Source organism: Ferdinandcohnia jepli, assembly GCF_047246645.1.
Classification (GTDB): Bacteria; Bacillota; Bacilli; order Bacillales; family Bacillaceae_L; genus Ferdinandcohnia.
This window is the reverse complement of sequence record NZ_JBFOKR010000023.1, coordinates 17,868-30,996: the sequence shown is the minus strand read 5'-3', so window position 1 is coordinate 30,996 and position 13,129 is coordinate 17,868. Positions and strand designations below refer to the sequence as shown.

Genomic DNA, 13,129 nt, shown 5'->3' with positions numbered 1-13,129 from the left:
AGTTTCGATGTTAAAAGTAATCGTTTTTTCACTACTGGATGAGGAGTATGGGCTTTCTGTTTCACAAGTACGTTCAATTGAAAGAATGGAACATATTACTCGCGTGCCAGGAACAGCATCATTTGTAAAGGGTGTTATTAATTTAAGAGGAGTTGTGACTCCTATAATTGACCTTAGAAACAGATTCGGCCTTTCAGAAGCTACTTATACAGATCATACTAGGATTATTATTGTTGCTACAGAAGAAGTGGAAGTTGGACTTATTGTTGATGCTGCAAATGATGTATTAGATATTCCAGTTGATTCGATTGAACCAACCCCGGAAGTTGTAGGGAGCGTTGAAGTTGAATATATTGAGGGCGTAGCCAAGATAGATAAAAGACTTCTTGTTCTATTAAACTTAGAAAAAGTTCTTAACCCGGAGGAACTTAAGGAAAAGGTAGAAAGGTAGTCTACTCTATGACATTTTATAATTATATAAACTCAACTCATATAGATATATTAAAAGAGATAGGAAACATTGGTGCAGGGCATTCAGCAACTGCACTTTCAAAACTTTTAAATCGCAAAATTGACATGCAGGTCCCTAACGTAAAAATCGTTTCATTTGATGAAATGATGGAGCTTGCAGGTGGACCAGATAATATCGTTGCAAGTGTCTTTTTAAGATTGGAAGGTGATGTTCCTGGGAACATGTTTTTCATTCTTCAATTACCACATGCTACAAAATTAATTCAGGATTTGTTAGGGGATAAAGAGTTTTCCTTCGAGGGCATTCAACAATCAGATCTTGGATTGTCTGCATTTCAGGAGTTAGGAAATATCTTATCGGGTTCCTATCTAACATCATTATCTGACTTTACAAAACTGCATTTAATGCCATCTGTACCGGCGTTATCAATCGATATGGCTGGTGCAATTATTGGGTCAGGACTACTAGAATTATCGCAAGTAAGCGATTATGCAATAGTGATAGACACAGTGATAAGCGAAGCAGAGATGAATGAAGAAAATAGTGTTAATGGACATTTCTTCCTATTACCTGACCCAAATGCCTTTGAGAAAATTTTTACAGCATTAGGGGTTCAAACAAATGATTGAGACAGGCATAGTTGTTAGGGTTGGTATTGCTGATATGAATGTCGTTACTGCTCCTAATACCATTCGAACATCTGGTTTAGGATCATGTGTGGGAATTATAATTTATGATGCAACTAAAAAAATTGCCGGCTTAGCACATATTATGCTACCTGATTCGAAACTTGCGAAAGCAGAAAATATGAATCTGGCAAAATATGCAGATTTGGCTATAGAAGAACTTTATAAAAAAATCATCCAAATTGGTGGTAGAGCTCATACATTGCGAGCGAAAATCGCTGGAGGAGCCCAAATGTTCCAGTTTCAAACTGGTAGTGATATTATGAGAATTGGTCCTCGAAATGTGGAGGCTGTCCAAACGGAACTAAAACGTTTACACATTCCGCTTGTAGCTACTGATGTTGGTGGAAATAGTGGACGAACAATTGAATTTGACCCTCAAACAACAATGTTAAAAATTCGAACAGTTAATCAGGGGATAAAGGAAATCTAATTGCTTAGGGTAAATAAAATTTATTTATTCTATCATAATAAAGGTATTGTTAATTTGCATGTAGAGGAGGAGTAAAATGTCCAAAATATCAACAACCGATGATCAACTATATTGGCAAAAATGGATTGACTCACGTGATTCTCATGCAGGAGATGTACTTGTTCAAAAATATATGCCCTTAGTAACATTCCATGTACAACGCATTGCAGTTACTTTACCTAAAAGTGTGAATAAGGATGATTTAAAGAGTTTAGGTATGTTTGGGTTGTTTGATGCCTTGGAAAAATTTGATCCTTCTCGTGATTTGAAATTTGATACATATGCCTCTTTTCGTATAAGAGGTGCTATCATTGACGGGCTTAGAAAAGAAGATTGGTTATCTCGAAGCTCACGTGAGAAATCAAAAAAAGTTGATGCAGCTATTGAAAAACTTGAACAAAAACTAATGAGGAATGCAACGGTACAGGAAATTGCTGAAGAAGTCCAAATGAGTGAGGATGAAGTTTATCAAACCATAAATGAGGGCTTTTTTGCAAATGTTCTCTCAATGGATGATTATCAGGTTGACGACGATAGTGAAAAATCGGCATATTCTATAAAGGATCATTCAACTCTTACTCCTGAAGAGCATGTAGTAAAGAAGGAATTACTGCAGCAACTGACTCACATTATTGAACAACTTAATGAAAAGGAAAAGCTGATTATCAGCTTGTTTTACAAAGAGGATTTAACATTAACTGAGATTGGTCAGGTAATGGGTTTATCAACCTCGAGAATATCCCAAATTCATTCAAAAGCGCTATTTAAATTAAAGGATACACTTCAAAAAAATATCCATTAAGAAGGCGGTTAGACTGTGGTTGACTTTGATGTCTTTATTTCTAAAGATAAACGATCTGCGCACATTAATTTGAATAAAAATAATCCGGACAAAATAATAGAATCTGATATATATACGCTACTATCAAAACATGGAATTACTTTCGGAATTCAAAGAGATGTTATCTCACATATTGCAGCTAACTATGAGCAAGTTTCCTATCCATTGCTCATTGCAGAGGGTCAAAATCCTATTAATGGGCTAAATGGATATTTGAAAATAGAAAATCCACAAGAAGATCAGTCCAATAATAGTCCAGGGGTTAATGATGTTTTTAATTTTCGGAACGTAAGAAAAATTCCTTCCGTAAAAAAGGGGCAATTAATTGCCACTATCGTTCCACCTACTGAAGGTAAGCCGGGTAAAGATGTATTTGGTAATGAGATCCGTGCCTTTAAAGGAAAACCTTATCGTCTCAAGTTGGGAGAAAATACGATAGAAAACAATGGAAAGATATTTGCTGCAATTGATGGTCAGGTTAGTACTGCGAAAAACAAAGTGGGTGTTTTACCACTTTTTGAGGTTGAAGGAGATTTATCCTTAAAAGTTGGAAATATTGATTTTATTGGAAATGTAACGGTTCGAGGAAATGTTCCCAGTGATTATAGTATCAAAGCGGGTGGAGATTTATCTATTCATGGAATAGTTGAAGGGGCAACTATTGAAGCTGGCGGCTCAGTCTTTATATCAGGTGGGGTAGTGGGATTTAATAAAGCTAATATAAAGGCTAATGGTGATATCATTGCTTCATTTATTAATCAAAGTAAAGTGTCTGCAGGGAAAAACATAGAGGTTACGGGTTCGATATTACATAGTGAATGTGTCGCTGGAGATAGTGTAGTATCATTAACAGGGAATATTATTGGCGGTCGAATCTCAGCAGGAGCAAATGTTACAGCTAGGGATATTGGAAATGAACTACATACAAAAACGGAAATAAACATGGGTACCAATAATCACCTCTTTGAAGAAGAAGAAAAACGTACATATAATGATATTGCCCTTTTAAAAAATGACCTTCAAAAATTAGATGTTATCTTTCAAAAGTTAGCAGATAAATATAAACAAACTTCTTCTTTATCAGAAGAAGAAATTATTCTGTTAAAGAGACAAAATATAACTAAAGAGGAATTGATCCATAAAGTTACTCTGCTTGAAGAGGAATTACATGAAATTAAGGAGAAACTCCAGGATACTACAAGATATAATGTAGTAGTAGAAGGCAGTTTATATCCCAATGTCTATATACATTTTGGTAAGTACCAAAGAATTAGCAATCAACTCTTTCACCGTGTGAAAATTCAACTAGTAAATAAAGAGATTTCAATTAATACCTTTTCTACCAAATAAATAGGAGAAGTGAATGAATTGAGTCTAAAATTAGTAGAATTACAGGTCGCTATCCCAAGATCTCAGGACGCAGGAAAATTAAGTGAACAAATGTCTATGCGTGGACAACATATGCAAGATTACATTTCTTCTGAACTTGAAAAAACAGAAAAAAAGAAACGAAATCAAGTAACTGAAAAAAATGAACTGGACTTTGTAGATATTCCAAAGGAATCCCCGCAAAATACTACTGTTTTAAAAAAACAAAAAAACAAAGAAGTAAAAGATGAAACGCAAAATGAACGTCACCCATTTAAGGGTAATTTTATTGATATTATTGGATAGAGGGAAGTAAATGACTACTATATTGTTTATGCTTTGCTTTACTTTACTAGCAATTGCATTTTTTTTAATTATTCTTTTATTTCTAAAACTATCTCAAGTAAAGGAAATTGAAAAAAAACAAGGAGCTCTACTAAAAGAATTCGAGAGTGTAATAACTTCTTATGTCATGGAAATAAAAGATGAAAATGAAGTCTTCTTAAAAAAAATTCAAGATTACGACCAAAAAAAGAGCTTACAAGACGATAACCACCCGAAACAGGAAGAGATACTAATGGAAGACCAACCCGAACAACCGGAAAAAAACGAAATAGTGTCCTTTCAACATAAAGAGTCCGAGCTATCTAAAGACGATATTCAATCCTTATTACCAACTTTTAACGATGAAGAAGTTGAACTAGAGACTCCCAGCAAGAAGGAGAACCCTGCTCGAAAATCTGATTCATTAGAAAAAGATGAGTTATATGTCCAATCATTGGTAGCACAAGTCCAGCTCCTACAAAAGCAAGGTTTAGCATTAGATGAAATAGCTAGAAAGCTAAATAAAGGTAAAACAGAGATCGAGTTATTACTCAAATTTCGTCAAAACAACTAATTTTTCTTGATTGCAAGTTTCGATTATGTTATATTAATTTTTGGTGTTATTACACACGTTCATAGATTTAAGCATTGGTGCTGTTAAAACAGTTTTGCTTAAAGATGATATGAACGGAGGAGAAAAAACCATTAGGAGGATTTTACATGTCAGTAATTTCAATGAAGCAATTGCTTGAAGCTGGTGTTCACTTCGGTCACCAAACACGCCGCTGGAACCCAAAAATGAAGCGTTACATCTTCACAGAGCGTAACGGAATCTACATCATCGACCTTCAAAAAACAGTTAAGAAGGTTGAAGAAGCTTATAATTTCGTTAAGGAATTAGCTGGAAATGGTGGAACTATGCTTTTTGTTGGTACTAAAAAGCAAGCTCAAGATTCAGTTAAAGAAGAAGCAGAACGTTCTGGAATGTACTTTGTTAACCAACGCTGGTTAGGTGGTACGTTAACAAACTTCGAAACAATCCAAAAGCGTATCAAGCGCCTTAAGGACATCGAAAGAATGCAAGAAGACGGTACTTTTGATGTATTACCTAAGAAAGAAGTTGTTCAGCTTAAGAAAGAGTTAGAACGTCTTGAAAAATTCTTAGGCGGAATTAAAGATATGAAGCAATTACCAGATGCTCTATTCATCATCGACCCTCGTAAAGAGCGTATCGCTGTTGCTGAAGCACATAAATTAAACATCCCAATCGTTGGTATTGTTGATACTAACTGTGATCCGGATGAAATTGATTATGTAATTCCTGCAAACGATGATGCAATCCGCGCTGTTAAATTACTTACAGCTAAAATTGCAGACGCTATTTTAGAAGCAAAACAAGGTGAAGAAACATCTGCTTAATGAGCGAAAGGTGATAAGAGGGATTAGCCTTTTATCACCTTTTTTAAAGAATTATATATTTTCTTGCTGATTAAGTCATAATAGAAACAGACTTATACTGTTTCATTGGAAAAATGAATACATAGTTGTTACATTAAGGAGGAAATCATAATGGCAGTTACTGCACAAATGGTAAAAGAGCTCCGTGAAAAAACCGGAGCAGGTATGATGGATTGTAAAAAGGCACTTACAGAAACAGATGGAGATATGGAGAAAGCAATCGACTATCTTCGTGAAAAAGGTATTGCGAAAGCTGCTAAGAAAGGTGACCGTATCGCTGCTGAAGGTCTAGCTTCTATAGAGGTACAAGGTAATGAGGCAGTTATCTTAGAGGTTAACTCAGAAACAGACTTCGTTGCAAAGAACGAAGGTTTCCAAACACTAGTGAAGGAACTTGCAGCTTATTTACTTGCTAATAAACCTTCATCATTAGAAGAAGCTTTAGAGCAAAAAATGGACAACGGTTCAACAGTTACTGAGCACATTAACTCTGCAATTGCAAAAATTGGAGAAAAACTTTCACTACGTCGTTTTGAAGTAGTAACAAAAGCTGATGACGAAGCATTTGGAGCATATCTACATGCAGGCGGACGTATTGGTGTGTTAGCTGTTTTAGCTGGTACTACAGATGCTGACGTTGCAAAAGATGTTGCTATGCATATTGCAGCTGTTAATCCTAAATATATTTCTCGTGATCAGGTTTCTGCAGAAGAAACTGAGCGTGAGCGTGAAGTATTAACTCAACAAGCATTAAACGAAGGCAAGCCTGAAAATATTGTTGCTAAGATGGTTGAAGGTCGTCTTGGTAAATTCTTCGAAGACATCTGTTTATTAGATCAAAGCTTCGTTAAAAACCCAGATCTTAAAGTTCGTCAATTCGTAGAGTCTAAAGGCGCTACAGTTAAGAGCTTTGTTCGTTACGAAGTAGGAGAAGGTATCGAAAAACGTCAAGATAACTTTGCTGAAGAAGTAATGAGCCAAGTGAAAAAGTAAAAAGAAAACAGGGAACACATTTGTGTTCCCTCTTTTTGAAATGTCTATGTTCATTTTAGTAGTGAGGTAGTACCTTTCAAGAGAGATGGAGGTTTTAAACGATGAGTGGCGCTAAATACAAACGTGTCGTATTAAAGTTAAGTGGTGAAGCATTAGCAGGAGATCAAGGATTTGGAATTAATCCATCTGTTATACAGTCGGTTGCCAAGCAGGTAAAGGAAATTGCTGAACTAAATGTAGAAGTTGCTGTTGTTGTTGGTGGCGGGAACATTTGGAGAGGTAAAATCGGTAGTGAAATGGGAATGGACAGAGCAAATGCGGATTATATGGGGATGTTAGCTACAGTAATGAACTCATTGGCATTACAAGACAGCTTAGAAAATCTGGGCATACAGACTCGTGTCCAAACTTCAATTGAAATGCGTCAAGTTGCTGAACCATACATAAGAAGAAAAGCAATCCGCCACTTAGAAAAGAAGCGTGTTGTAATTTTTGCAGCAGGTACTGGAAATCCATACTTCTCAACTGATACAACAGCAGCGTTACGTGCTGCTGAAATTGAAGCAGATGTGATTTTAATGGCGAAAAACAATGTTGATGGTGTGTACAGTGCAGACCCAACAAAAGATAAAACAGCTGTTAAATATGAAACATTATCGTACTTAGATGTACTTAAAGAGGGATTAGCTGTCATGGATTCAACAGCATCATCCCTATGCATGGATAATGATATTCCATTAATTGTATTTTCTATTATGGAAGAAGGAAATATCAAGCGTGCTGTACTAGGTGAAAATATTGGAACAATTGTGAGGGGGAAATAACCGATGGCCAATGAAACATTAAATCAAGTAAAAGATAAAATGGCTAAAGCAATTCAAGCTTTATCTCGTGAACTTGCAACTGTTAGAGCTGGAAGAGCAAATCCTTCAATTTTAGATAAGGTGACAGTGGATTATTATGGTGCTCCAACACCTTTAAATCAACTTGCTTCTATTAATGTTCCTGAAGCAAGATTGTTAGTTATCCAACCTTATGATAAATCTGTACTTGGAGATATGGAAAAAGCAATCCAAAAAGCTGACTTAGGATTAAATCCTACGAATGACGGATCAATCATTCGAATCTCAATTCCGCCTTTAACTGAAGAGAGACGTCGTGATTTAGTAAAATTAGTTAAGAAATATGCTGAAGAAACGAAGGTTGCTGTACGTAATGTTCGTCGTGATGGCAATGATGATCTCAAAAAACTTGAGAAAAACGGCGAAATCACTGAGGATGAACTACGCAGCCTTACAGAAGATGTACAAAAGCTTACTGATGAATCGATTACTAAAATTGATGCAGTAGCAAAAGAAAAAGAAAAAGAAATCATGGAAGTCTAATCCAATTCAATGTACAATATATTGTAAAAAGACCCTCTAATGTTTACAGGGGGTTTTTTTGTTAATACTGTCTATTAATTGAGTGGTGCTATCTTCATTTCTATTGTAGACTGAGATTAGAGACAAAAGTAGTATTTTTATACTGAACTAGTTATTAATGTATAAAAAATAAACATCGTTTCCGTCAAAATGGCGGAAAATGTGTTTTTCTACTGGGTGATGGAGGACTTTAACATGTTAGGTAAATTTAAATTTTGGAAGGATACGCCTGAAACTGTTTCAGAGGAAGAAATAGTGAAGGGACAAATTCCTAATCACATTGCCATTATCATGGATGGGAATGGAAGATGGGCGAAAAAAAGGTCACTTCCTAGAACCGCTGGTCATCACGAAGGAATGAAGGTTGTTAAAAGAATTACAAAGCTTTCAAGTAGATTAGGTGTTAAGACACTGACTGTTTATGCATTCTCAACTGAGAATTGGAAACGGCCGGAGGATGAAGTTAACTATTTACTAAGGCTCCCCGAGGAATTTATGGGTGCTTTTTTGCCTGAGTTAATAGAAGAAAATGTACAGGTTCGAATTATGGGTAATAAAGATGCCATACCTGCGCATACTCTTAATGCAGTAGAGAAAGCTGTAAGGGAAACAAAAAATAATACCGGTCTTATTCTTAATTTCGCATTAAATTATGGTGGTCGTGCCGAAATCATTCAAGCTGTAAATTCAATTCTTTCTGATTACAAGAGTGATGCTTTAACCCATGAGGTAAATGAAGATATCTTTTCAAAGTATTTAATGAGTGAAGGTTTGCCAGATCCGGACTTATTAATTCGTACAAGTGGAGAAATTAGACTTAGCAATTTTATGCTTTGGCAACTAGCATACACGGAATTTTGGTTTTCTGATGTGTTATGGCCTGATTTCAGGGAAAAACATCTCCTGGAGGCGATACAGGCATTTCAAAAGAGAGGCCGACGTTTTGGTGGCATATAAAAAGGAATGATACGATGAAACAACGAATAATAACAGCAATAATTGCAGCAGCAGTATTTCTACCTATAGTAATCATTGGCGGCATACCCTTTACAGTCTTGGTATATTTAATGGGAGCCATTGCAATTTATGAATTATTACGTATGAAACATATTAACATTACTTCAATACCTGGCATTATTTCTATTTTATTATTATGGATTGTATTAATACCAACTGAATATAATGAACTATTCACTACTATAAATCTTTCGAAGATGGAACTTGTTCTTTTAATTGTATTAATAGTTCTTACATACACGGTAATCTCAAAGAATGACTTTACCTTCGATGATGCAGGTTTAATTATTTTATCTGCACTGTATATTGGTTTTGGGTTTTATTATATGATTGAAATTAGAGCCATACAGTTAGAATACATATTTTATGCGTTTGTTGTAATTTGGACTACCGATTCAGGTGCTTATTTTATTGGCAGAAAGTTTGGGAAACGTAAGCTTTGGCCGGAAATTAGTCCAAATAAGACGGTAGAAGGCTTTTTAGGCGGAATAGGTACTGCTATTCTTTTTGCGTTTGGTTTTAATTTGATTACGGACATGTTTGACTCTTTTATTGCCTTACTTATCGTCACTTTCTTAGTGTCAATTTTTGGACAAATTGGTGACTTAGTAGAGTCGGCACTTAAAAGACACTATAATGTGAAAGATTCAGGAAGACTTCTTCCAGGACACGGAGGAATATTAGACAGATTTGATAGTATGCTCTTCATCCTGCCAATTCTGTACTTCCTTCGAGTAGTAATATAGTTGTTGTAATGATTTAGGGAGTGAGTATGTGAAAAAGATTAGTTTATTAGGAGCAACAGGCTCAATTGGTCAACAAACGCTTGAGGTTATTGAACAGCACCCTGAGCAATTAGTGCTTGTTGCTATGTCTATAGGAGAAAATATTGAATTAGGAAGAAAAATTATTCAAAAGTTTTCTCCAAAGCTAGTGTCAGTTAAGACTAAAGATACAATGGAAACTTTTAAAAGTGAATTTCCAAGTGATATCACTTTTGTATATGGTGACGAAGGATTAATTGAGGTAGCAACATATAAAGATGCTTCAGTACTTTTAAATGCTGTTGTAGGTAGTGTAGGTTTATTTCCTACCATCCGCGCAATTGAAGCAAAAAAAACAATTGCACTAGCAAATAAGGAAACCCTAGTAACCGCAGGACATTTAGTAATGGAAGCAGCTAAAAAGCATGGTGTCTCGATCTTACCTGTAGATAGTGAACATTCTGCTATTTTTCAATGTCTTCAGGGAGAATATGAAAAAAATATTGAAAAAATAATACTTACTGCTTCAGGTGGTAGTTTCAGAGATAAAACACGTGAAGAGTTAAAAGATGTTACTGTTGCAGATGCATTAAATCATCCTAACTGGTCAATGGGGGCAAAAATAACAATTGATTCCGCTACCATGATGAATAAAGGTCTAGAGGTAATCGAAGCTCATTGGTTATTTAATCTACCTTACGAAAAAATTGAAGTTTTATTACATAAGGAAAGTATTATCCATTCAATGGTTGAGTTTCATGATGGCAGTATAATTGCTCAACTTGGAACACCAGATATGAAGGTACCTATCCAATATGCCTTCTCATATCCTGACCGATTACCAATGCCTAAATCAAAGGAACGTTTAAAACTATGGGAAATAGGTAAACTTCACTTTTCAAAGCTTGATTTTGATCGCTTTACTTGCTTAGGATTTGCTTATCACGCTGGAAGAGTTGGTGGTACCTTACCAACTGTTCTGAACGCAGCAAATGAGGAAGCTGTTGCTGGATTCTTGCAGGGAAGAATATCATTTCTAGAAATTGAAGAAGTAATAGAGGACGCCTTGGAAAAACATGAGGTTATTAAGAATCCTGGTCTTGAAACAATACATCAGGTAGATCAAGAAACAAGATTTTATGTACAAACCTTATTGGCTAAAAAATAATTGGGGATTGAGATAGGGGATATACGGCTAGCTCCAGCGCTTAGCCAGTTTTCCTTCCTGGATAATATTCTTCGAGTATCTTGCGCAAAAGCTTTGCTTTTAAGCAGCTCGAGGTCGCTTCACCCCTCCTGCGGCGGCAACACTAAGGAATGCTACGTGAGCATAAGCCTCGCAGAAAAAATGCTTCAGCATTTTTTAGAGCCTCCTCGTAGGGGTTCCGACGCACAGGACGTGCTAGTGCCGGCGTTGCCACAGGACGTGGCGGTTTTTAGCCGGCCAACGCTTGTCGGACTTGCACAGGATGTGCTGATGTCGGTGTTCGCCACAGGATGTGGCGGTTTTTAGGCGACGTTCCTCTATAAGGCGCTTGCTTTTGAACATACCATAGTTCAATCTAACAAAAGGTGGTTAAACATGTGGAAACTGTGATAGCCTTTATCATTATATTTGGTGCACTTGTATTTGTTCATGAATTAGGACATCTTCTCTTGGCAAAGAGGGCAGGCATTTTATGTCGAGAATTTGCAATTGGTATGGGGCCAAAGGTTTTTACCTTTACTAAAAATGAAACTCTATACACCATTCGTCTCTTACCTATCGGTGGATATGTGAGGATGGCTGGGGAAGATCCTGAAATGATAGAAATTAAACCCGGTCATAACGTTGGCCTTCTATTTGACCGTACCGGCAAAGTAAATAAGCTTGTTCTAAATAATAAGGATAAATATCCAGATTTAAGAGTAATTGAAGTTGAGGAAGCTGATTTAGAACATAACCTATATATTTCTGGTTATGAAGATGGCGATGACGAAGTACTACGAAAATTTGAAATTAGTGAGAAAGCATTTTTTGTGATTGACGGGCAGGAAACTCAAATTGCACCGTACAATCGTCAATTTGCCTCTAAAACATTAATGCAAAGAACTTTAGCTATAGCTGCAGGACCAGCGATGAATTTTATCTTGGCTTTTTTCATTTTACTAGCATTAGGGTTGCTTCAGGGGACTCCTATTGATGAGCCGATTCTAGGAACATTAACTGAGGATGGCGCTGCATATGAGTCAGGGTTGAAAGAAGGAGACGTTGTAAAAGAAATTGAGGAACAACCAGTTTCTACATGGAAAGAAATTGTTACGATTATCCGTGCTCATCCTGAGGAAGAAATTCTTTTTACTGTTGAAAGACAAGGAGATTTGCTTGAGATTCCTGTAACACCAAAGGCTCAACAGGTTGAAGATGAAACGATTGGTATTGTAGGTGTTTATGGTCCCGTAGAAAAATCTGTTCTACCTTCACTTAAATATGGTGTCATGGAGACATTCCTTTGGACAAAAGAAATACTAACGGGTCTTGGGAAATTAGTAACCGGACAATTTTCAATAGATATGTTATCAGGTCCTGTTGGTATATATGTATCAACTGATACAGTTGTCCAGTCAGGAATCTTTTATGTGATGAAATGGGCAGCCATTTTAAGTATTAATCTAGGTATTGTAAATTTATTACCTCTTCCAGCGCTGGACGGTGGAAGATTAGTATTCTTCGCAGTTGAAGCAGTACGAGGAAAACCGATTGATAAGCAAAAAGAAGGAATGGTTCATTTTATAGGATTTGCTTTGTTAATGCTATTAATGTTAGTTGTTACCTGGAATGATATACAACGATTTTTTCTATAAATAATATTTGAGGGGTTAGTTCCAAACTAACCCTTTAAATTTGTAATTGGAAATTTAATGTAAGAGGTGCAGAATATGAAACAAAGTCAGATATCTGAACTTAAAGACGTGATAGTAAGTCCTGAGGTCAAAAGTAATCAACTTCCCTATGAGATTCACATAATCCCTTTTGATATTGAGGAAGACGAACAAATAATACTTTCTGAATCTCTGTACCTTGCACTCCAAGAAAGTGGTTACCATGTTTTACTTGATGACCGTGCAGTACGTCCAGAAATAAAATTTGCAGATGCTGATTTGATTGGATTACCATTATGTATTACAGTCGGAAAGCGTGCTAGCGAAGGGATTCTAGAGGTAAAAGTAAGACATACAGGGGAAACATTGGAAGAAAATATTGAAAATCTTGTCGAGACAATTGCTAAATATGTAGTAAAATAGGAATAGAGACTTTTAGGGTACCTCA

At 36.1% G+C, this 13,129-nt stretch carries 16 protein-coding genes; all 16 read left to right on the top strand.

Annotation, left to right across the window (positions count from 1 at the left end):
• Window positions 1–7: 7 nt before the first annotated feature.
• The 16 genes from AB3M96_RS20465 to AB3M96_RS20390 all read left to right on the top strand — a co-directional run bounded on the left by AB3M96_RS20465 (window position 8) and on the right by AB3M96_RS20390 (window position 13,104).
• On the top strand, window positions 8–451 hold the full coding sequence (locus AB3M96_RS20465; protein WP_412969511.1) for a chemotaxis protein CheW: 444 nt from the start codon (window positions 8–10) through the stop codon (window positions 449–451).
• 8 nt (window positions 452–459) lie between these two features.
• The gene (locus AB3M96_RS20460; protein WP_412969462.1) at window positions 460–1,101 is read left to right on the top strand and encodes a chemotaxis protein CheC; all 642 of its coding nucleotides are present in this window, start codon (window positions 460–462) and stop codon (window positions 1,099–1,101) included.
• On the top strand, window positions 1,094–1,591 hold the full coding sequence (locus AB3M96_RS20455; RefSeq protein ID WP_412969461.1) for a chemotaxis protein CheD: 498 nt from the start codon (window positions 1,094–1,096) through the stop codon (window positions 1,589–1,591). The genes AB3M96_RS20460 and AB3M96_RS20455 overlap by 8 nt, the downstream gene beginning before the upstream one ends.
• Before the next feature lie 76 nt (window positions 1,592–1,667).
• A complete protein-coding gene (locus AB3M96_RS20450) occupies window positions 1,668–2,432 on the top strand; it encodes a FliA/WhiG family RNA polymerase sigma factor (RefSeq protein WP_412969460.1) in 765 nt (254 codons plus the stop codon).
• 15 nt (window positions 2,433–2,447) lie between these two features.
• Complete coding sequence (locus AB3M96_RS20445; RefSeq protein ID WP_412969459.1) at window positions 2,448–3,821, top strand: flagellar assembly protein A; 1,374 nt, start codon at window positions 2,448–2,450, stop codon at window positions 3,819–3,821.
• An 18-nt stretch (window positions 3,822–3,839) separates the two neighbouring features.
• Window positions 3,840–4,145, top strand: a complete 306-nt coding sequence (locus AB3M96_RS20440; protein ID WP_412969458.1) for a hypothetical protein — start codon at window positions 3,840–3,842, stop codon at window positions 4,143–4,145.
• A gap of 10 nt (window positions 4,146–4,155) precedes the next feature.
• The gene (locus AB3M96_RS20435) at window positions 4,156–4,737 is read left to right on the top strand and encodes a hypothetical protein (RefSeq protein WP_412969457.1); all 582 of its coding nucleotides are present in this window, start codon (window positions 4,156–4,158) and stop codon (window positions 4,735–4,737) included.
• A 146-nt stretch (window positions 4,738–4,883) separates the two neighbouring features.
• Window positions 4,884–5,582 (top strand): 30S ribosomal protein S2, encoded by a 699-nt coding sequence (gene rpsB / locus AB3M96_RS20430; RefSeq protein ID WP_412969456.1) that lies wholly within the window; start codon window positions 4,884–4,886, stop codon window positions 5,580–5,582.
• Between the two features lie 150 nt (window positions 5,583–5,732).
• A complete protein-coding gene (tsf, locus tag AB3M96_RS20425) occupies window positions 5,733–6,614 on the top strand; it encodes a translation elongation factor Ts (protein WP_412969455.1) in 882 nt (293 codons plus the stop codon).
• 101 nt (window positions 6,615–6,715) lie between these two features.
• A complete protein-coding gene (gene pyrH, locus AB3M96_RS20420) occupies window positions 6,716–7,438 on the top strand; it encodes a UMP kinase (RefSeq protein ID WP_412969454.1) in 723 nt (240 codons plus the stop codon).
• Between the two features lie 3 nt (window positions 7,439–7,441).
• Complete coding sequence (frr, locus tag AB3M96_RS20415) at window positions 7,442–7,999, top strand: ribosome recycling factor (protein ID WP_412969453.1); 558 nt, start codon at window positions 7,442–7,444, stop codon at window positions 7,997–7,999.
• 234 nt (window positions 8,000–8,233) lie between these two features.
• Complete coding sequence (gene uppS / locus AB3M96_RS20410; protein ID WP_412969452.1) at window positions 8,234–8,995, top strand: undecaprenyl pyrophosphate synthase; 762 nt, start codon at window positions 8,234–8,236, stop codon at window positions 8,993–8,995.
• A 14-nt stretch (window positions 8,996–9,009) separates the two neighbouring features.
• Complete coding sequence (locus AB3M96_RS20405) at window positions 9,010–9,801, top strand: phosphatidate cytidylyltransferase (RefSeq protein ID WP_412969451.1); 792 nt, start codon at window positions 9,010–9,012, stop codon at window positions 9,799–9,801.
• Between the two features lie 28 nt (window positions 9,802–9,829).
• Complete coding sequence (locus tag AB3M96_RS20400; RefSeq protein ID WP_412969450.1) at window positions 9,830–10,987, top strand: 1-deoxy-D-xylulose-5-phosphate reductoisomerase; 1,158 nt, start codon at window positions 9,830–9,832, stop codon at window positions 10,985–10,987.
• A 416-nt stretch (window positions 10,988–11,403) separates the two neighbouring features.
• Window positions 11,404–12,663, top strand: a complete 1,260-nt coding sequence (gene rseP / locus AB3M96_RS20395) for an RIP metalloprotease RseP (protein WP_412969449.1) — start codon at window positions 11,404–11,406, stop codon at window positions 12,661–12,663.
• A gap of 75 nt (window positions 12,664–12,738) precedes the next feature.
• Window positions 12,739–13,104, top strand: a complete 366-nt coding sequence (locus AB3M96_RS20390) for a His/Gly/Thr/Pro-type tRNA ligase C-terminal domain-containing protein (RefSeq protein WP_412969448.1) — start codon at window positions 12,739–12,741, stop codon at window positions 13,102–13,104.
• Window positions 13,105–13,129 lie beyond the last annotated feature (25 nt).

What these genes read in the sequence shown, in the direction of transcription:
- uppS (WP_412969452.1), top strand. Translation starts at nt 8,234, where the DNA reads ATGTTAGGTAAATTTAAATTTTGGAAGGATACGCCTGAAACTGTTTCA.
- AB3M96_RS20465 (WP_412969511.1), top strand. Translation starts at nt 8, where the DNA reads ATGTTAAAAGTAATCGTTTTTTCACTACTGGATGAGGAGTATGGGCTT.
- pyrH (WP_412969454.1), top strand. Translation starts at nt 6,716, where the DNA reads ATGAGTGGCGCTAAATACAAACGTGTCGTATTAAAGTTAAGTGGTGAA.
- rpsB (WP_412969456.1), top strand. Translation starts at nt 4,884, where the DNA reads ATGTCAGTAATTTCAATGAAGCAATTGCTTGAAGCTGGTGTTCACTTC.
- frr (WP_412969453.1), top strand. Translation starts at nt 7,442, where the DNA reads ATGGCCAATGAAACATTAAATCAAGTAAAAGATAAAATGGCTAAAGCA.
- AB3M96_RS20405 (WP_412969451.1), top strand. Translation starts at nt 9,010, where the DNA reads ATGAAACAACGAATAATAACAGCAATAATTGCAGCAGCAGTATTTCTA.
- AB3M96_RS20390 (WP_412969448.1), top strand. Translation starts at nt 12,739, where the DNA reads ATGAAACAAAGTCAGATATCTGAACTTAAAGACGTGATAGTAAGTCCT.
- AB3M96_RS20455 (WP_412969461.1), top strand. Translation starts at nt 1,094, where the DNA reads ATGATTGAGACAGGCATAGTTGTTAGGGTTGGTATTGCTGATATGAAT.
- tsf (WP_412969455.1), top strand. Translation starts at nt 5,733, where the DNA reads ATGGCAGTTACTGCACAAATGGTAAAAGAGCTCCGTGAAAAAACCGGA.
- AB3M96_RS20460 (WP_412969462.1), top strand. Translation starts at nt 460, where the DNA reads ATGACATTTTATAATTATATAAACTCAACTCATATAGATATATTAAAA.
- AB3M96_RS20450 (WP_412969460.1), top strand. Translation starts at nt 1,668, where the DNA reads ATGTCCAAAATATCAACAACCGATGATCAACTATATTGGCAAAAATGG.
- AB3M96_RS20435 (WP_412969457.1), top strand. Translation starts at nt 4,156, where the DNA reads ATGACTACTATATTGTTTATGCTTTGCTTTACTTTACTAGCAATTGCA.